At 66.9% G+C, this 21,035-nt stretch carries 21 protein-coding genes; 10 read left to right on the top strand and 11 right to left on the bottom strand.

The features are described 5' to 3' along the window. Positions 1 to 117: 117 nt before the first annotated feature. Positions 118 to 861 carry a flagellar brake protein gene (locus tag KU884_RS17560; RefSeq protein WP_167783827.1) on the top strand — a complete coding sequence of 248 codons (744 nt, stop codon included), beginning with the start codon at positions 118 to 120 and terminating at the stop codon, positions 859 to 861. Between the two features lie 395 nt (positions 862 to 1,256). On the opposite strand, the gene KU884_RS17555 is transcribed toward KU884_RS17560, so the two are convergent. Together KU884_RS17555 and KU884_RS17550 are read right to left on the bottom strand one after the other, a co-directional pair. Beyond that, entirely contained in the window at positions 1,257 to 1,886 is a 630-nt protein-coding gene (locus KU884_RS17555) for a lysozyme-like domain containing protein (protein ID WP_371807943.1), read from the bottom strand. Further along, complete coding sequence (locus tag KU884_RS17550) at positions 1,886 to 2,545, bottom strand: phospholipid-binding protein MlaC (protein WP_167783825.1); 660 nt, start codon at positions 2,543 to 2,545, stop codon at positions 1,886 to 1,888. Before KU884_RS17550 ends, KU884_RS17555 begins: the two co-directional genes overlap by 1 nt. Positions 2,546 to 2,644: 99 nt before the next feature. On the opposite strand from KU884_RS17550, the gene KU884_RS17545 reads away from it, so the two are divergent. After that, positions 2,645 to 2,932 (top strand): hypothetical protein, encoded by a 288-nt coding sequence (locus tag KU884_RS17545; RefSeq protein WP_167783824.1) that lies wholly within the window; start codon positions 2,645 to 2,647, stop codon positions 2,930 to 2,932. Positions 2,933 to 2,949: 17 nt separating this feature from the next. Here the strand turns inward: KU884_RS17545 and ggt are convergent, their stop codons facing one another. From ggt to KU884_RS17520, 5 genes are all read right to left on the bottom strand, one after another. Continuing rightward, positions 2,950 to 4,623, bottom strand: coding sequence for a gamma-glutamyltransferase (ggt, locus tag KU884_RS17540; RefSeq protein WP_167783823.1), 1,674 nt, complete (start codon positions 4,621 to 4,623; stop codon positions 2,950 to 2,952). Between the two features lie 15 nt (positions 4,624 to 4,638). Further along, a complete protein-coding gene (gene coaD, locus KU884_RS17535; RefSeq protein ID WP_167783822.1) occupies positions 4,639 to 5,127 on the bottom strand; it encodes a pantetheine-phosphate adenylyltransferase in 489 nt (162 codons plus the stop codon). Positions 5,128 to 5,196: 69 nt separating this feature from the next. After that, on the bottom strand, positions 5,197 to 5,781 hold the full coding sequence (gene rsmD, locus KU884_RS17530) for a 16S rRNA (guanine(966)-N(2))-methyltransferase RsmD (RefSeq protein ID WP_167783821.1): 585 nt from the start codon (positions 5,779 to 5,781) through the stop codon (positions 5,197 to 5,199). Between the two features lie 18 nt (positions 5,782 to 5,799). Beyond that, positions 5,800 to 7,176 carry a pitrilysin family protein gene (locus KU884_RS17525; protein WP_254432109.1) on the bottom strand — a complete coding sequence of 459 codons (1,377 nt, stop codon included), beginning with the start codon at positions 7,174 to 7,176 and terminating at the stop codon, positions 5,800 to 5,802. Positions 7,177 to 7,185: 9 nt separating this feature from the next. Continuing rightward, positions 7,186 to 8,583, bottom strand: coding sequence for a pitrilysin family protein (locus KU884_RS17520; RefSeq protein ID WP_254432108.1), 1,398 nt, complete (start codon positions 8,581 to 8,583; stop codon positions 7,186 to 7,188). Positions 8,584 to 8,768: 185 nt separating this feature from the next. On the opposite strand from KU884_RS17520, the gene ftsY reads away from it, so the two are divergent. The 4 genes from ftsY to rpoH all read left to right on the top strand — a co-directional run bounded on the left by ftsY (position 8,769) and on the right by rpoH (position 12,521). Beyond that, complete coding sequence (ftsY, locus tag KU884_RS17515; protein WP_167783820.1) at positions 8,769 to 9,773, top strand: signal recognition particle-docking protein FtsY; 1,005 nt, start codon at positions 8,769 to 8,771, stop codon at positions 9,771 to 9,773. Between the two features lie 29 nt (positions 9,774 to 9,802). Next, positions 9,803 to 10,474 (top strand): cell division ATP-binding protein FtsE, encoded by a 672-nt coding sequence (ftsE, locus tag KU884_RS17510; protein WP_167783819.1) that lies wholly within the window; start codon positions 9,803 to 9,805, stop codon positions 10,472 to 10,474. 3 nt (positions 10,475 to 10,477) lie between these two features. Then, complete coding sequence (gene ftsX, locus KU884_RS17505) at positions 10,478 to 11,440, top strand: permease-like cell division protein FtsX (RefSeq protein ID WP_254432107.1); 963 nt, start codon at positions 10,478 to 10,480, stop codon at positions 11,438 to 11,440. Positions 11,441 to 11,651: 211 nt separating this feature from the next. Beyond that, positions 11,652 to 12,521 (top strand): RNA polymerase sigma factor RpoH, encoded by an 870-nt coding sequence (gene rpoH, locus KU884_RS17500; RefSeq protein WP_167783818.1) that lies wholly within the window; start codon positions 11,652 to 11,654, stop codon positions 12,519 to 12,521. Between the two features lie 282 nt (positions 12,522 to 12,803). Here the strand turns inward: rpoH and KU884_RS17495 are convergent, their stop codons facing one another. Together KU884_RS17495 and radC are read right to left on the bottom strand one after the other, a co-directional pair. Next, on the bottom strand, positions 12,804 to 13,037 hold the full coding sequence (locus KU884_RS17495) for a hypothetical protein (protein WP_167783817.1): 234 nt from the start codon (positions 13,035 to 13,037) through the stop codon (positions 12,804 to 12,806). A 31-nt stretch (positions 13,038 to 13,068) separates the two neighbouring features. Next, positions 13,069 to 13,743 (bottom strand): DNA repair protein RadC, encoded by a 675-nt coding sequence (gene radC / locus KU884_RS17490; protein WP_167783816.1) that lies wholly within the window; start codon positions 13,741 to 13,743, stop codon positions 13,069 to 13,071. A 164-nt stretch (positions 13,744 to 13,907) separates the two neighbouring features. Between radC and coaBC the strand changes: the two genes are divergently transcribed. The 4 genes from coaBC (at position 13,908) to argB (ending at position 19,259) form a co-directional block, all read left to right on the top strand. Continuing rightward, the gene (gene coaBC, locus KU884_RS17485; RefSeq protein ID WP_167783815.1) at positions 13,908 to 15,125 is read left to right on the top strand and encodes a bifunctional phosphopantothenoylcysteine decarboxylase/phosphopantothenate--cysteine ligase CoaBC; all 1,218 of its coding nucleotides are present in this window, start codon (positions 13,908 to 13,910) and stop codon (positions 15,123 to 15,125) included. Then, positions 15,122 to 15,577 carry a dUTP diphosphatase gene (gene dut, locus KU884_RS17480; protein ID WP_167783814.1) on the top strand — a complete coding sequence of 152 codons (456 nt, stop codon included), beginning with the start codon at positions 15,122 to 15,124 and terminating at the stop codon, positions 15,575 to 15,577. Before coaBC ends, dut begins: the two co-directional genes overlap by 4 nt. 6 nt (positions 15,578 to 15,583) lie before the next feature. Then, positions 15,584 to 18,124, top strand: coding sequence for a phosphomannomutase/phosphoglucomutase (locus KU884_RS19185; protein WP_305793265.1), 2,541 nt, complete (start codon positions 15,584 to 15,586; stop codon positions 18,122 to 18,124). A gap of 238 nt (positions 18,125 to 18,362) precedes the next feature. After that, on the top strand, positions 18,363 to 19,259 hold the full coding sequence (gene argB / locus KU884_RS17470) for an acetylglutamate kinase (RefSeq protein WP_167783813.1): 897 nt from the start codon (positions 18,363 to 18,365) through the stop codon (positions 19,257 to 19,259). On the opposite strand, the gene KU884_RS17465 is transcribed toward argB, so the two are convergent. After that, positions 19,260 to 19,916, bottom strand: a complete 657-nt coding sequence (locus tag KU884_RS17465; RefSeq protein ID WP_167783812.1) for a DUF4124 domain-containing protein — start codon at positions 19,914 to 19,916, stop codon at positions 19,260 to 19,262. Positions 19,917 to 20,030: 114 nt separating this feature from the next. After that, positions 20,031 to 21,032: an ATP-dependent 6-phosphofructokinase gene (locus KU884_RS17460; RefSeq protein ID WP_167783811.1), complete on the bottom strand. Its 1,002-nt coding sequence runs from the start codon at positions 21,030 to 21,032 to the stop codon at positions 20,031 to 20,033. Between the last annotated feature and the right edge of the window lie 3 nt (positions 21,033 to 21,035).

Here is a 21,035-nt window from a genome sequence, read left to right as displayed (position 1 = left end):
GAATCGTTTATCATGGCTCTGTCGTTCGTCGACGTTGCTAACAAGAGTATAGGCGCTGTCCGCGGCCGGGGAAAACTCTGGCTGCAAGGCGTAGTAGCGCTCAAACGGGGAGATGGCGTGTCGGACTCCGGCCACCAGCACGATGACAACCAGTTCCAGCTCACCAGCCGCCGTGACATTGTCGCTGTGCTGCGCCAGCTCGGCCGGCGCCCGGAACTGATCACCGCCTATTTCAATCAGGGCCGCGAAAGCCTCGTGACCGCCGTGCTGGACGTGGATCACGAGACCGCGGAGTTGATTCTGGATCACGGGCCTGATGACGCCATCAACCGACGCGCCCTGGCGGCGGGCCAGTTGGTTTGCATGACCCGGGAGAACAACGTCAGCGTCAAATTCCGCTTGCAGGGGTTGCAGCGCGCAAGTCGCGATGACGGGCCGGTGTTCCGGGCGCCCCTGCCCGAGAGCCTGTACCGCCTTCAGCGCCGGGAGTTTTTCCGCGTGCCCATGCCGGTGTCCAGTCCGGTGCTCTGCCGGATTGCCAACGATACCGGGGAGGTGCATGAATTCCGGGTCACGGACATGAGTCTGGGCGGAGTCGGCATCGTTGACGCGACCATGAAGCTGTCACTGCGGATCGGAGACGTATTCAATGATGCGGAGCTTCGGGTTCCGGGGCAGACGCCCCTGGCGGTGGGGCTGGAAGTCCGCAACGTGTCACGGCACATCTTTCGGGATGGCACCGTGGGGCGCCGGCTCGGAGTCGCTTTTCAGGGCCTGTCCACCCGGGGCAGTACCCTGCTGCAACGGTACCTGCAGCGGCTCCAGATCGCCTATCGCGAGAGTTCGCCTGACAACGACTGACCCGTATGGCGACTGTTGCCATGAAGAGACATCTTTTTCTTCTTTTTTATCAGTATTTTGCGTTATTTTGCCGCTAAGGTGTCGCCAGGTGGTTACGGTTTTCTGTGCCGATTGCGTTCGTCCATTCTGTAACTGCCTGATTGCATAGTCTATGCTCCAGGTGGCACGACCAATGCACTCTTTGTCGTGCCATCGCCTGGTCGTCGTGGCCTGCCTCAGCGTGTGCCCTGCTACCACGACGACAGCGCGGCCATCGGTGTCCCGCGCACCCATCACCGGTGGCCGTCAGGCAGCGCGTCTGCCCACCCTGACGCGTGAACCTTGCCCCCGGGTTTCCCGGGGGTTTTTTTTGTCCGCACACCGGAGCCGCAGGAGGGAAAGGCCGGGCCGGCGTGTCACGCGTCGCAGAAGGGGCCGAACTGCCAGAAGCGGCGGCACTGGAAGCGTTCCTCGCATTCCTGCAGCTGCGCCGCGTAGTTCTGCGCGGTGCGCTCCACGCGGGTTGCCGCGCGCAGCAGAGTGCTGTTGTTCTCCCAGTTCCGCCGCCGGTATCCGGTGTGGCCCTGGTGGTAGGCAAGGTACAGGTGGCGGGGGTTCTGTTTGCTGATGCCCAGGCGCTGGTGGGTGTTGTTGTTGTACCAGCCGATGAAATCCAGGGCATGTTTCATGTGCGTGCGCCGCGCGAAAAAGCTGCCTTCGGCCTCCAGGTACTCGCCCCAGACGGGGTTCTGGGCCTGGGCGTAGCCGTAGGCGGTGGACGGCCGCCGCCAGGGGATGAAACCCAGCAGTCGCGTCCGTGGCGGTCGCGCGTCGTGGCGGAACGAGGACTCCTGGCGTACGAACGCGAACTGGGTGGCCATGGGGGTGCCCCAGCGTTCCTCGCTCTCGCGGGCATAGTCGTACCAGCGCGGATTGTCGTCCAGGATGGTGCAGATGTTGTCGGCACGCTGGGGCTGCGACGCGGCACAACCGGTGAGCCACGCGAGGGTGACCAGCAGTAGCAGCAACATCAGCAGGCGCCCCATCACTCCTCCGCGGACCCGCCGCCACGGGTGCGGGCCTCCAGGCGCTGGATCAGGTCCTCGACGCCGCCGCGCCTGATCGCACTGCCGTATTCCTGGCGGTAATTGGTGACGAAACTGATGTTCTCCACTACCACGTCGTAGGCTTTCCAGGAGTCATCACCGGTGCGGATCAGCCGGTAATACACCGGCAGAGACTGGTCGCGGAACTGCAGGCGGGTCTGCACGGTGACGCGGCCGCGGTCGTCGGGCTCCGTGACCCGGTCTACCCGCAGGATGTTGTCCTGCCCCTCCACCATGGCCAGGGCGTCATCGATGTTGTTGGCGAGCATGCGGGCATAGGTGCGGATGAGATTCTCGCGGAACGCCTTGACGAAGCGCTCCTGCTGCTCCGTGTCCGCCTCGCCCCAGTAGCGCCCGAGGATGAGGCGGCTCATGAGCTCGAAATGCACTCTGGGCGCGAGGATCTCGTCGATGAGTTCCTCTGCCAGGCGGGGGTCCTCGGCGATGGCTTCGTGGTGCTCCAGGAGGGCATCCAGGGACGCATCGAAGGTATCCCGGACGACGCGCTCGGGCGTGGCGGTGTCGGCCTGCAATGGTGTCAGCAGCAGTGCAGCCAGCACCGCCAGTGTGACCACGCCGTTACGAAACATGGTGTTCATTCGCCATTATCCATTTGATCCAAAAGCTTTTCCCCTGGATATCATGTGTGACTGGATCGATCTATACTGACGTCAAGTACCAACAGCAGGAAGACGGGCATGCTCGACGTCTACGTATACTACCCGCGCAGCCCCTCGCTGCAGCCACCGCGCCAGGTGGGGCAGGTGAAGCAGCCCTATCGCTACGCGGATCAGGGGCTGCAGGAACGCGATCATACCCCGGGCCGGGATGCGGTGGATGTCCGCGTCCGCGATGTCCTGCAGAAGCCGCAGCAGCGGCGGCAGGAGGTTCCAGACCGGGATGCCGGTGCGCCCCGGGATGATCAGGACCGGACCGGGGGCAACGATACCCCGCCGGGGGAGCATCACATCGATACCTACGCCTGAATCCCGCCGGCGAGTGACTACTCCTGCGTCACCCGGCCTTCACCGCCGCCGCGTTCGTCGCTTACTGCCTCCATGCGATCCTCGTCCCGGTCCCAGAACACCACCTGCATGTCACCGTAACGCCGCATCATGGGGCGTACGGTGTGGCCCTTGGCCACCAGTGCACGGCGGGTTTCCACGGAGATGGCGCCGGGTTCGTGCTGGATGCGGTCCGGCAGGTACTGGTGGTGGAAGCGCGGCCGTGACACCCACTGCTCCGGTTCAAGGCGGTCGACGAAGCTGATGGTGCCCAGCAGCACCTGGGTGATGATGCGACTGCCACCGGGGCTGCCGAGCACGGCAACGCGGTCCTCGGTCTCCAGGAAGGTTGGCGTCATGCTGGACAGTGGGCGCTTGCCGGGTTCGATGGCGTTGGCCTCGCCGCCCACCAGGCCGTAGGCGTTGGGCTTGCCGGGCTGGCTGGCGAAGTCGTCCATTTCGTTGTTCAGCAGCACCCCGGAGCCCGGCGGCATGAAGCCGGAGCCGAACGGGTAATTGATGGACAGGGTTGCGCCCACCCGGTTGCCGTCGGCGTCGATCACGGAGAAGTGGGTGGTGTCCTCGCCGCCGATGCGCCCTGTGGGCAGGTCCTCGCTGGGAGTTGCCCGCTCCGGGTCCAGGTCCGCGGCAACGGTCTCGGCGTGCTCCCGACTGGTGAGCTTGTCCACGGGGATGTCGACGAAATCGGGATCGCCCAGGTAGACGGGGCGGTCGCGGTAGGCGCGGCGCATGGCTTCGGCCTTGAGGTGAATCCGTTGCGCCTCGGGCTGGTTGTGCAGGTCGTGCTGGTCGAGGATGTTGAGCATCGTCACCAGACCGATGCCGCCCGCCGACGGCGGCGCAGCGCTGGTGATCCGCATGCCGCGGTAGGTGCCCCGGACCGGTTCCCGTTCGCGGATTTCGTAGTCCGTCAGATCGTCCATGCGCCACAGACCGCCGGCCTCGTTGGTGCCGTAGACCAGGCGCTCGGCGACGTCACCACGGTAGAAGCCGTCGAAGCCCTCATCGGCCAGACGTTGCAACGTCAAGGCCAGGTCCGTCTGGACAATCAGCTCGCCTTCCTCGGGAATCTCGCCGTCGTCGAGGAAGATATCAGCGGCCGCCGGCGACTCGCGGAGTGCATCCAGCCGGAAGCGGATCATGCGCTGATAGTGGGGGCCCACCGGAAAGCCTTCCTCGGCATAACGGATCGCCGGCGCCAGGTTGGTGGCCAGGTTCAGCTCACCGTACTCCTCGGTGAGGTGTACCAGGGCGGCGGGGGTGCCCGGGATCCCTGCCGCCCTGGGGCCGTCCAGGGAGTCCCGGTCGCGGACTTCGCCCTCGTCGTCCAGGTACATGTCCCGGGTCGCCTCGCCGGGGGCCGTTTCGCGACCGTCCACCATGACCTGTTGGTCGTCCGCTTCCCGGTGCAGCAGCCAGAAGCCGCCGCCGCCGATGCCGGAGCCGTAGGGTTCCACCACCGCCAGGGCGGCACTGACGGCAACGGCGGCATCGAAGGCGTTACCACCCTGGTCCAGGACTTCGATGCCTGCCTCGGTGGCCAGGGGATGCGCGGTGGCCACGGCGGCGCCGGGTGGCGTCTGGCCCGCTGCGGTCAGGGAGGTCAGCAGCAGGCACAGACCAAGAATCGTCCCGGTGAAACGGTGCAGCATTGGGAGCTCCGGATATTACTTCTGCAGGCGTGCGGCCAGGGCTTCGGCCACCTGCGGGTGCACGAACTTGTCGACGTTGCCGCCCAGTGCCGCGACCTCCCGCACCAGGCTGGAGGAAATGAACGCGTACTGCTCGGACGGGGTGAGGAACACCGTTTCCACATTCTCGATGAGCTGGCGGTTCATGCTGGCGAGCTGGAACTCGTACTCGAAATCGGAGACGGCGCGCAGCCCGCGCAGGATGACCTGAGCGTTTTCCGCGGCGACGAAATGTGCGAGGAGGGTGTCAAAGCCCGTGACCTCGACGTTGGGAACGTGTGCCAACGCAGTGCGCGCCATTTCCAGCCGCTCTTCATTGGAGAACGCCGGCTTCTTGCTGGGGCTGGGAAATGCGGCCACGCCGATGATCAGGCGATCGAACAGCTTCGCGCCCCGCTCCACCAGGTCAATATGGCCGTTGGTGATGGGGTCGAAGGTTCCCGGGTAAATGGCTGTGACGGTCATCTCGCGGTCCTGTGAGGTTGTTTCTTGTAAGGAGCAACACATCAAACCATTGGCCGCGCCCGCAATCAATCAAGCTGTTATCTGGCGGCCTTCGGGCGCGACCAGCAGGAAGCACACATCGCCCGCGGTGCGCTCCCGCAGAATCTTCCAGCCCGGCGGCAGCTGCGGCGGCGACTGCCGGGCATGTTCCAGGTACACACGGCTGTCCGCGTGAAGCCAGTCGCCAGCGCTCAGTGCCTGGCATGCCGGCTCGAGAAGGCCGCCGGTAAAGGGTGGGTCCAGGAAAACGATGTCTACTGGCCGGTCCGGCGGTTGTCGCAGTAACGACAGGGCGTCACCGGCATGGACGTGGATTCGCGCCTCGGCCTGCAACAAGCCGATGTTCTGCCGCAGCCGGGCAATGGCATTGCGATTGCGCTCGGCCAGCAGCACGGACGCGGCGCCCCGGGACGCCGCCTCGAAGCCGAGGGCGCCACTGCCGGCGAAGAGATCCAGGCAGTGGCTCCCCGGCACCACGGCCTGCAGCCAGTTGAACAGCGTCTCGCGGTTGCGGTCCGCCGTGGGACGCAGGCCGGCACCGTCGGCGAAGCGCAGCCGGCGGCCCCGCCATTCGCCGCCGATGATACGCAGTTCGTTACGCGCCCTGGCTGCCATGGGCGGACTGTAGCGGGATCAATCCGCGCCTTCCAGTTCGTCCTCGTCGGCTTCCTCGCCGTCTTCGTCCTGGGGGCCGACAATGACGGTGACGAAATCGTCCGGCTGCAGCCGGCGCTGCAGGGCGTCGTGGATGGTCTCGCCATCCAGGGCCTCGATGCGCTCCGGGAAACGGTCAAGGTAGTCCAGGGGCAGCCCGTGGAAGCCGATGGTAGCCACGTAGCCGAGGATGCTGCGGTTGTCGGCGAGCTGCAGCGGGAAGCTACCGGTGATATTGCGCACCGAGCGTCGCAATTCGTCCTCACCGGGACCATTGTCCCGGAGATCGTTCACCGTGTTCTGCAACACGTCCAGCGCTTCCTGGGTACGGTCACTGCGGATCTGGGTGCTGATCAGGAACGGACCGGACTGCTTCATGGGCGAGAAGCGGCTGCCGATGCTGTAGGACAGGCCCCGCTCCTCGCGCATCTCTTCGGCCAGGCGACTGACCAGCCCGCCGCCGCCGAGGATGTGATTGCCGGTGTACAGGGCGAAGTGGTCGTCGTCACCACGGGGGTAACCCACCTGGCCCATGAGCACGTGGCTCTGGTTGGTGCCGAAGGGGATGTGGATGGTCTCCCCGGCCTTCGCCGAGGGTTCCGGTTCCGGCAGTGGCTCCGGGGCGGAGCCGCTGCGCAGGCTACCGCCCAGATGCTCGGCCACCGCCTCGGCCTCGGCGCGGCTCAGGTCGCCGACGATGGCCAGGCCGGCATTCTCGCGCACGTAGTAATCATCAAAGAAGGCCGTTACCTGGTCACGGTCCATGGCCTCCAGGCTTTCTTCGCTGCCGCCGGGGCGGCTGGCGTAGGGGTGGTCGCCGTAGAGCGCCTCCCAGAACGTCTCCCGGGCCAGAGACCCGGGATCCTGGCGGCTGTTGCGCAGGCTCACCAGCATGCGCCGCCGCTCGCGGTCCACGGCGGCCTCGGGGAAGTCCGGTTCGCTGATCACCAGGGTCAGTGCCTCCACCGCGGCGCTCAGGGTGTCCGGGTCATTCAGGCTTCGCAGGCTGATGCTCGCGGTGTCGCGGCCGCTGTCGGTGGAGAAGCGGGCGCCCTGATCCTCGAAGCGCCGTGCCAGTTCGCCGGTATCGAGGCCTCCCGCGCCCTCGCTGAGGAGATTGCTGGTCAGCGAAGCCAGGCCGGGCGTGTCGCCGTCACGGGCGGAGCCGGCGTCGAAAGTCAGCCGCAAATCCACCATGGGCAGCGTGGGGCTGTGCACGTAGTAGACGTCCAGTCCCTGGTCGGTGGTCCAGTGCTCGATGTCGGGGCCGCTATGCGCAGGGCTCGCCATTGTGGTGACGGCCAGGCCCAGAAGCGGCAGCAGCGAACGGCGCAGGGTGTGTCGGATCGCGAGCATGTCGGTTCCTCAGTATCCGGTGGTGTCGTCGGTGGCGTCGGCGCCGGGGGTCATGCCGGGCAGCGTGGGGGTGTCGTCCGCGTCCTCGCTGCGCAGCAGATGACCGACGGTCAGCCGCTTGTCCTGCAGGTAGCGCTGCGCGACCTCCTGGACATCCTCGCGGCTGACGGCTTCCAGACGCTCCTCGAACTCCTCCATGGCTTGATAGCCGATGCCGGTTGTCTCCAGCAGACCGATTTCCATGGCCTGACCGGAGAGGGAGTCGAGGCGGTAGACGTAGTCGGCGCGCAGCTGCACCTTGGCCCGCTCCAGCTCCTCGGTGGTGATGCCATCCTCGCGGACGCGCTCGACCTCCGCGCGCACCGCCTCTTCCAGCTCGTCCAGTTCCACCTCTCCCGTGGGCCGTGCGTGGATGGCGAAGTGCGTATCCAGCCGGGCCATGCTGCGGTAGCTGGTGCCGATGCCAGCGGCCAGTTCCTGTCCGCGCACCAGTTCGGTGGGCAGTCGGGCGCTGCGGCCGCCGTCCAGCACCTGGCTGAGTACACTGAGCGCGTAGGTCTCGCCCGGGTCGTCCGTGGTCGCCAGTGAAGGGACGTGATAGCCCATCATCAGGAAGGGGTTGGCGTTGTCGTGGTGAACGGTCAACCGGCGCTCGCCCAGTGGCTCGACCTCTTCGCGATCCTTGATGTCGGGCGTCGGCCGGGGCTCCAGCGGGCCGAAGTGTTTGTCCGCAAGAGCGCGCACCTCGTCCGGATCCACGTTGCCGACCACCACCAGGATGGCATTGTTCACCCCGTACCAGTCGTCGTAGAACGCCTCGATGTCGTCCAGGGTCAGCTGGTCGATGTCCCGTTTCCAGCCGATGATGGGCTGGCGGTAGGGGCTGTGATGCCAGGCGACGGCGTTGAAGCGCTCGCGGAGCACACCCATGGGGTTGTCGTCCACCCGCAGGCGGCGCTCTTCCTGGACCACCTCCATCTCGCGCTCGAACTCGTCCTGGTCGAAGACGATATTCTCCAGCCGGTCCGCCTCCAGCTCCATGGCGATCTCCAGGCGGTCCGCGCCAAGCTCCTCGTAGTAGCCGGTGAAGTCCCGACCCGTGAAGGCGTTGAGCTGCCCGCCCTCCTCGGAGATGGTGCGCGAGAACGTGCCGGTCTCACGGGTCTCGGTGCCCTTGAACATCATGTGCTCCAGGGCGTGGGCCACGCCGGTGGTGCCCGGCTGCTCATGGCTGGAGCCCACCGGGAACCAGACCTGGTTGATGACAACCGGTGCGCGCTCGTCGGGCTTGACGATGACTTTCATGCCGTTGTCCAGCTCGAAGCTGTGGATGTCCGGCGTGGTCGCCGCGGCGGCGCCGGCGTAGAGGGCAGCCCCGGTGAGCAGGGCGAGGCAGGATCGCATCATGGTCAGGGTCGCTCGTTGGTGTTCGTTGTCAGTGGCTCACACGTGGTGAGCCGACGGCGTCATGAGTGGTAGGGTCACGCTTCGCCTGCGGCGTTGGAGGCGACCTTTCGTGGCGCGCACAATGGTAAGTTATCTGCCACGGGCGCGTACGCCAACCACTCACTCATGGAGTGACCATCACAACCATGTTCGGGTTCAGAAAGAATAAACAGGGCGACGACGCGCGCCCTGACTCCGGGGAGACCGAGGCGGCGGCGAAGCCGGGCCTGTTCGGGCGTCTGCGCGAGCGCCTGGGCAAGACCCGCTCCGGACTCACCGAGGGGCTGGCCAATGCCTTTCTCGGCCGCAAGACCATCGACGATGACCTGCTGGAGGAGCTGGAGACGCGGCTGCTCATGGCAGACGTCGGTGTGGAAGCGACCACCCGCATCATCGAGAGCATGACCGAGCGTGTCCGCCGCAAGGAGCTGACGGACCTGGATGCGCTCATGCAGGCCCTGCGCGAGGACATGATCGGCGTGCTGGCCCCCTGCGAAGCGCCACTGGTGCCGGAACATGACGGCGGACCCTTCGTGCTGCTCACCGTTGGCGTCAACGGCGCCGGCAAGACCACCACCATTGGCAAGCTGGCCAGCCGCTACCGCGAGGAAGGCCGCTCCGTGCTGCTCGCCGCCGGTGACACCTTCCGTGCCGCCGCCGTGGAACAGCTCCAGCAGTGGGGCGAGCGCACCGGTATCCCGGTGATCGCCCAGCACACCGGTGCCGATTCCGCCTCGGTGATCTATGACGCCCATCAGGCCGCCCAGGCCCGCGGGGTGGACGTGCTCATCGCCGATACCGCCGGGCGGCTGCACACCCAGGGCAATCTCATGGAGGAGCTGCGCAAGGTCCGTCGTGTTCTGGGTCGCCTGGACGAGACAGCGCCCCACGAAGTCCTGCTGGTGCTGGACGCCAGTACCGGCCAGAACGCGCTGTCCCAGGCCCAGCACTTCCACGACGCCGTGGGTGTGTCCGGCATCATCCTCACCAAGCTCGATGGCACCGCCAAGGGCGGGGTCATCTTCGCCATCGCCCACCGGCTTGGCCTGCCCATCCGTTACGTCGGCGTCGGCGAGCGGCCGGAGGACCTGCGGCCGTTCCACGCCGAAGAGTTCGTGGATGCCCTGCTGGGCGAGGCGCTGGAGCAGTGACCGGCCATGGAAGGTAGATCGGACAGGCGATGATCCAGTTTGATAGCGTCGGTAAGCAGTATCCGGGGGGCTACGAGGCCCTGAGCGGCCTGTCCTTCCGCATCGAGCAGGGCGAGCTGGTGTTTCTCACCGGCCACTCCGGGGCGGGCAAGAGCACGCTGCTGAAGCTCATTCCGGTGCTGGAGCGGCCCAGCCGCGGCCAGATCGTGCTCAATGGCATCGATCTCGGCCGCCTGTCCAGCCGTCGCATCCCGTACCTGCGCCGGCGCGTGGGCATGATCTTCCAGGACCACCGCCTGCTCTACGATCGCACCGTGTTCGAGAACGTGGCCCTGCCGCTGGTGATTGCAGGGGTCCCGCACCGGGACCTGGGGCGCCGTGTACGCGCGGCGCTGGACAAGGTGGGCCTGCTGCACCGGGAGACCGCCTATCCCATCACCCTGTCAGGTGGCGAGCAGCAGCGCGTCGGTATTGCCCGGGCGGTGGTCACCCGCCCGCCCATCCTGCTGGCCGACGAGCCCACCGGGAATCTGGATCCCGAACTCTCCGAGGAGATCATGGGGCTCTTCGAGGCGTTCAACCGCGTCGGTGTCACGGTGCTCATCGCCAGTCACGACCTGGGGCTGATCCGCCGGCTTGGCCACCGTTATCTGAGTCTTGCCGAAGGCCGGCTGGTGGGCGACACCGGGGGCGGGGGCTGAGCCATGGGGGCACCGGCACGCAAGCAGCGCAGCGGCAGCCGCATGGGGGCGCGCCTGACCGTATGGGCGTCGGATCATGGCCGCGCCGCGGTAGGTGCCCTGGGGCGGCTGGCCCGTAGCCGCGTGGCCAGCATCATGACCGCCGGCGTGCTCGGCATCGCCCTGGCACTGCCTGCCGCCTTCCTGTTACTGCTGGACAATCTGGAGCGCCACGCCGGCGACTGGGACGACGGCGCCCAGGTGTCGCTGTTCCTCCAGGCCGACGTGTCCCCGGAGGACCAGGCCGCCCTGGCCGCTTCCCTGGCCGAGCGCACATCGATCCGGCGCACGGAGGTGGTGAGCCCGGACGAGGCGCTGGAGGAGTTCCAGGCGGTGGCCGGCATGGACGACGCACTGGCGTTCCTGGACGAGAACCCGCTGCCGCCGCTGGTCATCGTCTACCCCGTCACCGGGACGCCGGCGGACGAGATCGAGGCACTCACCGCGGAGATGGGGGAGCACGAGGCCGTGGACACGGCGCGGCTGGACCTGGAGTGGGTGCAGCGGCTGCAGGCGATCATGGAGCTCTCACGGCGGGCCGCGTGGCTGGTGGTCATTCTCCTGGCCGCGGCGGTGATCATGGTCGTGGGCAATACCATTCGCCTGGCCATCGAGAACCGGCGCGAGGAGATCGTGGTCACCAAGCTCATCGGTGGCACCAACGCGTTCATCCGCCGGCCGTTCCTCTACGAGGGCGCCTGGTACGGAATCATCGGCGGCGTGCTGGCAACGGTGCTGGTGGAGGGTGGCCGCCTGCTGCTCAGTGGGCCGCTGGAGCGCCTGGCATCCCTGTATCAGACCGGCCCGCTGCTCACCGGACTGGGGCTGCAGGGCACGCTGGCCCTGTGGGCGGCCGGGATCGCGCTGGGCCTTTGCGGCTCCTGGCTGGCCGTGGGCCGGCACCTGGCGGATATCGAGCCCCGTTGATCCCTTGGCGTTGGTCTGGGCGATGAGCGTACGGCCGCCAAGCCGTGCCATGTGAGCCTTGAAAACGGATGGAGCCAACCTCATAACCGTAAGTCTGTTGCGCCGGCAGATCGTCGCTGCAATCGTGCCGGCGCTGGAACTTCTGTCGGGTTTAGCACTCCAAGGAAGTGACTGCTAAAATACACGCGGCAGCCATGAAGGGGGAGTAACGATGGGTACGGCTCTTACACAGGTATCTCTCAACAACGTACCGCTGCGCGCCGGCAGCGAAGAGGCCTATATCCAGGCCGTGAACCAGATTCCTGTTCTCAGCGCCGAGGAAGAGCACGAGCTCGCGGTGGAGTATCGCGATCACGAAAGCATCGATGCCGCTCGGCAGCTGGTGTTGTCGCATCTGCGCTTCGTCGTCCACATCGCTCGTGGCTACAACGGCTATGGCCTGCCGCTGGCCGACCTGATCCAGGAAGGCAACATCGGCCTGATGAAGGCGGTGAAGCGCTTCGATCCGGACGTCAAGGTGCGGCTGGTGTCGTTCGCCGTGCACTGGATTCGCGCGGAGATCCACGAGTACGTGCTGCGCAACTGGCGCATTGTCAAGGTGGCCACCACCAAGGCCCAGCGCAAGCTGTTCTTCAACCTGCGCAGCAGCAAGAAACGGCTGGGCTGGTTGACGCATGAGGAAGTGCAGAAAGTCGCCGGTGACCTCGGCGTCAAGCCGGAGACCGTGCTGGAGATGGAGTCGCGCCTGAGCGGCCAGGACACGGCATTCGATCCGCAGCCGGACGCGGACAATGACGACGAGTACGTGACCCGGTCGCCGGCACAGTACCTGAGTGACAGCCGTATGGATCCCGCCGCCCAAGTCGAGTCGGACGATTGGGACGACCATCAGGTGGAGTCCCTGCACGAAGCGGTGGAACGCCTGGACGACCGCAGCCGCGACATCGTCCAGCAGCGCTGGCTGGCGGAAAACAAGACCACCCTGCAGGATCTCGCCGCCAAGTACGGCGTGTCCGCGGAACGAGTCCGCCAGCTCGAGAAAAACGCCATGAGCAAGCTCAAGGCGGCCATGGCGGCGTGAATCTGCCGTGGTGGCCTGGTGCTCCGCCAGGCCATCGCCCCGCGAAATCAGCCAGGAACCCGTGGGAGCGACGTCAGTCGCGACATCGCAGAGCACGCGGCTTTTGCCGTCGCGACTGACGTCGCTCCCACGGTGTACCGGCCTCGATGAGCCACCTTGGTCTGCAAGTCGGTAGGAGTCGGACCGGACGTTCCGCCCCGCCCGCCTGCCGTTGCCGTTCCCATGGTGCATCAAGATGCACCCTCATTGACCGCGCAGGCCGCGCCGGGCACCCGGCCGGCGCTACATCGACGCTGTGTCCTCCCACGCCACCGACACGCCCAGCCGCTCCCGCAGCGCTTCCTCATCCATGCCGTCCAGCTCCCGCTCGCCGTCCAGCCAGGTGTCCGACCTCATCAGTGCCTTGCGCACTCCGCTGCCGTCCAGGGGCATGAACAGGAACACCTGCATGCCGTAGGACTCGCGGCCCACGGTGGTATCCCACTCGCGGCCCTGTTCGTCAGTGAAGCGGCGCATTGCCCGATCTCCCGATGGCAAGGTTTTGTCATCATAATAGCCCCCGCTCGGCGAAGGATACCGGTTCGCCGTCGCCCACCACGAAGTGATCCAGCAGGCGAATATCCACCACGGCCAGTGCTTCCTGCAGTCGCCGGGTGATCTGCTCGTCCGCACGGCTGGGTTCAGCGACGCCCGACGGGTGGTTGTGAGCGACGATCACCGCCGCTGCATTCAGCGCCAGTGCCCGACGTACCACCTCCCGCGGGTACACCGCGGCGGCGTCGATGGTGCCCTGGAACAGCTCCTCGAAGCGCAGCACCCGGTGGCGGTTGTCCAGGAACAGACAGGCGAATACCTCCCGGGTCTGATGGCGCAGCTGCGCGCGCAGATACGCCGTTGTCGCCCGGGGACTGGTGAGCGCATCGCCGCGGTCCAGGTCGGTGGCCAGGTAGCGTCGAGCCATGGCCAGCACCGCCTGTAACTGGGCGTACTTGGCATCACCCAGGCCGGGGCCCGCGCAGAACTGCTGATAATCCGCCTCCAGCAGGCCGCGCAGGCCCCCGAAGCGGTTGAGCAGGTCCCGAGCCAGGTCGACGGCGCTGACGCCGCGGCTGCCGGTGCGCAGGAATATGGCCAGGAGTTCGGCGTCGGAGAGTGCGTCGGCGCCGTGGGCAAGCAGGCGTTCTCTGGGGCGCTCGCCGGCAGGCCAGTCCGTGATGGGCATGATCTTTACTCCGTCATCCATGAGGGAGAGGGTTTTTTAGCCGGTTCCGCCCTCGGCTGCAAGAGGGGCGTGGCAATCCGGCGAGCCGGTAACCCTACGCTCGCCCGCAGTGATCCCGTACACTCTTGTTCCTGCAGTGACTCTGGACATCAGTGGAAGGGGATATGGCCGATCTCGACGGCAAGCGCATTCTGCTCGGGGTGACCGGCGGCATTGCCGCCTACAAGAGCGCTGACCTGATGCGCCGGTTGCGCGACGCCGGCGCCGAGGTGCGGGTGGTCATGACCGCGGGGGCGCAGGAGTTCGTGCGGCCTCTGACCTTCCAGGCCGTGTCCGGCAACCCGGTGCACACCAGCCTGCTGGACCCGGATGCCGAGGCGGCCATGGGCCACATCGAGCTGGCACGCTGGGCGGATGTTGTCCTCATCGCCCCGGCCAGCGCCGATGTGCTGGCGCGGCTGGCCCATGGCCTTGCCGACGATCTGCTCAGCACATTGTGCCTGGCCACGGATGCCCCGGTGGCCGTGGCGCCGGCCATGAACCGGCTCATGTGGGCGCATCCGGCCACCCAGGCCAATGTCCGCACCCTTACCGAGCGCCAGGTGGCGATCTTCGGCCCCGGTGCCGGCGACCAGGCCTGTGGCGAAACCGGGGATGGTCGCATGCTGGAGCCCCTGGACCTGGTGGCCGCTCTCGGCGGGGTGCTGCCCCGGCCGCTGCTGGCCGGACGCTACGTTCTGCTCACTGCCGGTCCCACCCGTGAAGCCATCGACCCGGTGCGCTACATCAGCAACCGCAGCTCCGGTCGCATGGGTTTTGCCCTGGCCGCCGCCGCTGCGCGCTGTGGCGCCCGCGTGACCCTGGTCGCCGGCCCGGTGAATCAGCCGACACCTGCCGGTGTGGAGCGCGTCGACGTGGAGTCCGCCGAGGCGATGCATCAGGCGGTCATGCAGCGTGTTGCCGAGTGCGATATCTTCGTGGCCTGTGCCGCCGTGGCGGACTACCGCGCGGCGACTCCGGCGGAGGCGAAAATCAAGAAACAGGCTGACACCATGGACATCGCTCTGGTGCGCAACCCGGACATCCTCGCGGATGTGGCCGCGCGGCCACAGCCACCGTTTACCGTGGGCTTTGCCGCGGAGACCCATGATATGCAGGAGCACGCCGAGGACAAGCGGCGGCGCAAGGGTCTCGACATGATCGCCGCCAACTGGGTGGGCCGCCCGGGCAGCGGTTTCGAGGCCGAGGACAACGCCCTGGAAGTGACCTGGGAGGGGGGCGGCCTGTCCCTGGGGCCGGAGCCGAAGACCCGCCTGGCCGTGGGGCTGATGGAATGCATTGCCGAACGCTTTGCCGGCCGTGATGACAAGGAGCGAGCATGACCACCGTTGACGTCCGCGTGCTGGATCCCCGCCTGGAGACGGACTGGGGCCTGCCCGACTATGCCACCGATGGCGCCGCCGGCGTGGACTTGCGTGCCTGCCTGGATGCCGAAACACCGCTGGAGCCGGGGCAGACCCTGCTGATACCCACCGGCATTGCCATCCACATGGGGGATCCGGCGCTGGCGGCCACGATCCTGCCGCGCTCTGGCCTGGGCCACAAGCACGGCATCGTGCTGGGGAATCTCGTGGGCCTGATCGATTCCGACTACCAGGGGCAGGTGTTCGTTTCCTGCTGGAACCGGGGGAGCAGCGCCTACACCATTCAGCCGGGGGAGCGGATCGCGCAGCTGGTGTTCGTGCCGGTGGTGCGACCGACCCTCCGCGTGGTGGAATCATTCGAACAATCACAACGGGGGGAGGGCGGTTTCGGCCATTCAGGCCGCCGCTGAGCAGGTATGAGCGCGGGAACATCGACAGGGCCGGGGAAGCGCGGCAATGCCAGGGTCAGCCTCGTCGCTGGTGTGGCCCTGCTGACACTGTTGTTGCTGGCAGTGGTTGCCGCGGCGCTGTGGTTTGTCCGTGACGCGGCGGAACAGGCCCGTGAGGCCGAGCGCGGGGATATCCCCATGGCCACCGCCGGCTTGCTGGCTGCCCAGGTTCAGAGCGAGGTGTCCGGGCTCAAGCGGCGGCTGGCTCTCGCCGCGGAGCAGCCGGATCTGGCGGACGCCCTGGAAGATGGGTCCGGTGACGTCATGCAGGCGGCTGTTGCCGGCCTGCGGCCTGCCTTTCCGGGCGCCATTCGCCTGGCTCTGTTCCCCGCCGGCCACGACAGCACCGAGCTGGATGCCGATCCGCCGGTGGGCTATGCCCTTCTCGACATGCTCCGTGCCGCTGAATCCGGCGCCGAGCAGATCGGTCCCGAGGGGCACAGGCTCGGTAGTGACGACGCCCATGTGAATCTGGTGCAGCCGGTCGGTTCCGGTGGCGAGGTGGTTGGCCATGTGGTTCTCAGCCTGCCGCCGGACTGGATGCGAGCCACCCTCGGGGCAGGGGATGTCGTGGAAGGCGGGGTGGAGCTTCTTCAGGGCAGTGACGGGGTGGTCCACGCCCAGGGCGTCGGTAACGCACCTTCGTTGGTGCACACCGCACGCGTTCCCGGAACGGACTGGCGGGTGCGTTTTGAGCCGGCCAGCGCAGGCACACCCTACCGGCCGCTGGCCGACCCGTGGTTCCTGACAGTGGTGGGCATTGCCGGCGCCCTCATCGTCCTGATCATGGCCGTGGCCGGCCGTGCTCTGGGGCGAGCGCGGGCCCGCGACAGCCGTGCATGGGCCGGGCTGGTCGAAGATGCGGCGGCGGGTACGCCCGCCAGCACCTACACGGCCGGCTGGCCGGAGACGCAGAAGGAGCTGGATGCTGCCCGTGAACGGGCGGTGGACACAGCGCAGTCCCGGCCGGCGGCGGCCTCCGCGGTCGCCGCCGAAGAGAATACGGGTGCGTTGCAGGCAGCCTCTTCGCAGGGCATTACCGTCGAGGAAATCAGCGCGGAGCACGATAATGCGTCCAGTGATCATGAACCCGCTGCCGTGGAGGGCAGCGCTACCAGCGAAGAGGAATCCGCAGTGAAGGTCGATCCCAGTCTGTTTCGCGCCTACGACATTCGTGGTGTTGTCGGCAAGACGTTGTCCCGGGACGTGGTCCGCGAGATCGGGCGGAGCATTGGCAGCGAGGCGGCGGCGCGCGGCTGCACTGACGTGGTGGTCGGTCGCGATGGGCGCCTGTCCAGCCCGGAGCTGGCCGAGGCGCTGATCGAGGGGCTGGCAGCCACGGGGCGGCAGGTGATCGATATCGGTCAGGTGCCGACGCCGGTGATGTATTTTGCCACCCACCACCTGGGCACCGGCACCGGGGTAGAGATCACCGGCAGTCACAATCCGCCGGACTACAATGGCATGAAAATCATGATCGGTGGCGAGACGCTCTCCGGGGATGCCATTACCGGGTTGCACCGGCGCCTGCAGGCCGGCGATCTGCACGACGGTGAAGGATCGGTCCGCCGGCAGGACCTGGCTGAAGACTACATCGACGCCATCGCCTCGGACATTACCCTGCACCGTCCGCTACGGGTGGTGCTGGATGCTGGCAACGGGGTGGGCGGCGCCATCGGCCCGCGGGTCCTGCAGGCCATCGGCTGCGAGGTGGAGCCGCTCTACTGCGAAGTGGACGGCAACTTCCCGAACCACCACCCGGACCCCAGCGACCCGCACAACCTGGAGGCGCTGATCCGGCTGGTGCGCCTGCAGCAGGCCGACGTGGGTCTGGCGCTGGATGGCGACGGGGACCGCCTCGGTGTCGTGGACGCCACCGGCAAGATCATCTGGGCCGACCGGCAGATGATGCTCTACGCCCGCGACGTACTCACCCGTAACCCCGGCGCCGACATCGTCTTCGACGTCAAGTGCTCCTCCCAGCTGGCCCAGGTGATTTCCGAGAACGCCGGTGTGCCGGTGATGTGGCGCACGGGGCACTCGCTGATCAAGGCCAAGCTCAAGGAGAGCGGGGCGCCGCTGGCCGGCGAGATGAGCGGCCACATCTTCTTCAACGACCGCTGGCCCGGCTTCGACGACGGCATCTACACCGCGGCGCGCCTGCTGGAGATCCTCTCCATGGAAGAGCAGTCCAGCACCGAGGTGTTTGCGGCGCTGCCCGAGGCGGTGAGCACTCCGGAGATCAAGGTGGATCTGGAAGAGGGCGAGCCGCCGCAGGTGATTGAGCGTCTGGTGGCGGCGGCGAGCTTCCCCGACGCCCGGGTGACCACCATCGACGGCCTGCGGGTGGATTTCCCGGATGGCTGGGGGCTGGTGCGGTCCAGCAATACCACGCCCTGCCTGGTGTTGCGCTTCGAGGGGGATGATGAGGCGGCGCTGGAGCGCATCCGCGCCAGCTTCCGGGAGCTGCTGGAGCAGGCGCGGCCGGGGCTGGAGCTGCCGTTCTGACGGGGACCGCCGAGCTGAGCCGTCGGTCGGCCGGTAGGGCCGTCGGGGGGCGTAGGGTGGACCTCTAGGTCCACCTTCCTCCGACATGCCGGCCGAGGGGGTCAGCGAAAGCTTCAATGGTGGACCTGAAGGTCCACCCTACGGCGGGTTGCGGCGGCACGGCAGAGGTTCCGACGGTGCATCAAGATGCACCTTCATGACCGACACCTGATCTCTTGAACTGAACAACAGGAAAACCATGAGCAACACCAAGACCCCCGCCGAAGTGGCGGAAGTCCTCACCGAGGCGCTGCCCTACATTCAGCGCTTTCATGGCAAGACCATTGTCGTGAAATTCGGCGGCAACGCCATGGTGGATGACGAACTCAAGCGCAGCTTCGCCCGTGACATCGTGCTAATGAAGCTGGTGGGCTTCAATCCGGTGGTGGTCCACGGTGGCGGCCCGCAGATCGGCAAACTCCTGGAGCGCATCGGCAAGGAGACGGAATTTATCGACGGCATGCGGGTCACGGACTCCGAGACCATGGACGTGGTGGAGATGGTGCTGGGCGGCCTGGTGAACAAGGAGATCGTGCAGTTGCTCAACGCCCAGGGCGGTCGCGCGGTGGGCCTCACTGGCAAGGATGGCGGACTGATTCGCGCCCGGCAGTTGCGCCTGGCGGGCCAGGGCGCCGAGACCCCCGGTAGCGAACTCCCTGATATCGGCCATGTGGGCGAGGTGGCCAGCATCGACGCCTCGGTGGTGAACATGCTGGACACCGGCGAGTTCATCCCGGTGATCGCCCCCATCGGCGTGGGTGACGACGGCCGTGGCTACAACATCAATGCCGACCTGGTGGCCGGCAAGCTCGCCGAGGTGCTCGGCGCCGAGAAGCTGATCCTGCTGACCAACACCCCTGGCCTGCTGGATCGCGACGGTGCCCTGATGACCGGGCTGGACGCCGCACGGGTGGAGGAGCTGATCGCCGATGGCACCATCCAGGGAGGCATGCTGCCGAAAATTCGTTGCGCGCTGGAGGCGGTGCAGAACGGCGTACGCTCGGCGCACATCATCGATGGCCGGGTGACCCATGCCGTGCTGCTGGAGCTGTTCACCGATCAGGGTGTGGGCACCCTGATCCACGGGCGGTCGTAATCAGTCCTCTTCCGCCTGGAGCTCACGGAAGCGCTCAATGTGATTGCCGAAGGTCCGGCGGATTTCGTCCTTGTCGGCCTGGCGGCGCTGGATGAACCCTTCCTGCCGGTCCACCCGGGCCTGGATCTCCTCGATGCGCTCGTGTACCGGCTTGGGGTTGCCGCCGGAGACGCGCTCCTGTTGCGCCGCCTCCTCGCGTAGCCGCTCCAGTTCCTCTTCGTGGCGGGTGATGCGGCTGCGGGCCAGCTGGACACTGGAGCGCAGGTTCTCGATACGTTCATCCCGCGCCTCCTGAATGGCCTCGACGCTGGTGAACGTGTGCCGCAACATGCGGTCGTATTCAGCCTGTTCCGCGGCCTGACGTCGGCGTAGCTCCTCGGCCTCCTGCTCCTGGCGTTCGCGCTCGCGCTCCAGTTCCCGCTCTTCCTCGGACAGCGCCGCGTCCACGCGCTCCAGGTGCCGGCCGGCACGGTCGTAGATGTCCCGCGCGTCCGGGGCCTTGTTCGCCGGCAAGGTGTCGCTGTAGTGGACGTTACCGTCGTCGTCGGTCCAGCGGTAGAGCTCGTCGGCCAGAGGCGCCGTCAGCGGCGCCAACGCCAGTACCAGCCCGGTTGCCAGTGTGGTCAGTCGTTGCGCCGTTGGTTTCTGTGCTCGCATGTGTCCTCCGTGCCCGGGGTCAGGGAAGGGGCGACCTCGGCGCGAGGGCTTCATTATCCACTGGAAACCTGTTGCGAAAAAGCGACGAATTCCACAGTTCGTGGCCGCTACCAACTAAGAGGCCAGCGTACTGGCCAGCGCAAGCCACGCCTCGGGCAGCTTCTTGCGTTCGTGGCCGATACGCTCCAGCGCCGTCCTGGCGATGGCACCCTCGCGGATCCCCAGCATGATATCGCTGTATCCCGCTTGCAGGTGATCCACTGCGCTGGCGCCCAGCACCGAGGCGAGTACCCGGTCGTGCCCGCTGGGGCTGCCGCCGCGCTGAATATGGCCGAGGATGCAGGCGCGGGCGGGGCGCCCCTGGGCACCGAGATCCGCCGCCAGACGGGTGGTGTAGGTTGGGTCCGTTCCTTCGGCCACCACCACCAGACTGCTTGCCTTCTCCCGCGTGCGTGTCTGAGCCATGCGCGCCAGCAGAGTCTCGGCGTTGACGGCCTCGTCCGGCAGCAGAATGGCCTCCGCACCGCCGGCAATGCCGACGGACAGGGCGATGAACCCGGAACTGCGGCCCATGACCTCCACCAGGAACAGCCGGTCGTGGGAGTGGGCCGTGTCGCGGATGCGGTCGATGGCCTCCAGGGCGGTGTTCACCGCCGTATCGAAGCCGATGCTGTCGTCGGTGCCGACGATGTCGTTGTCGATGGTGCCGGGGAGCCCGAGCACCGGCAGGCCCGTGTCGGCAAAGAAGTGGTGTGCACCGGTGAGGGAGCCGTCACCGCCGATGACGATGAGGGCGTCCACGCCCTGGGCACGCAGGGCATCGGCAGTCTGCAGCCGTACCGCGGGGTCCATGAATGCCTCGCAGCGGTCGGTTTTCAGGATGGTGCCGCCGCGCTGCAGGATACTGCCCACCGAGCTCATGCTCAGTGGCCGCAGCGGCTCGTGCACCAGGCCGCTGTAGCCGCGATCGGCGCCGAGGGTCTCGATGCCACGGGAACCGGCGGTACGGGTGATGGCGCGGACTGCCGCGTTCATGCCAGGTGCGTCACCGCCACTGGTGATGATGGCAATGCGCCGGAGTTCACGCTGGACGGGCAGTTCCGGAAGCGTCCACATGCA

This window comes from Aquisalimonas sp. 2447 (genome assembly GCF_012044895.1).
Lineage (GTDB): Bacteria > Pseudomonadota > Gammaproteobacteria > Nitrococcales > Aquisalimonadaceae > Aquisalimonas.
This window is presented reverse-complemented; position numbering and strand designations above follow the sequence as displayed.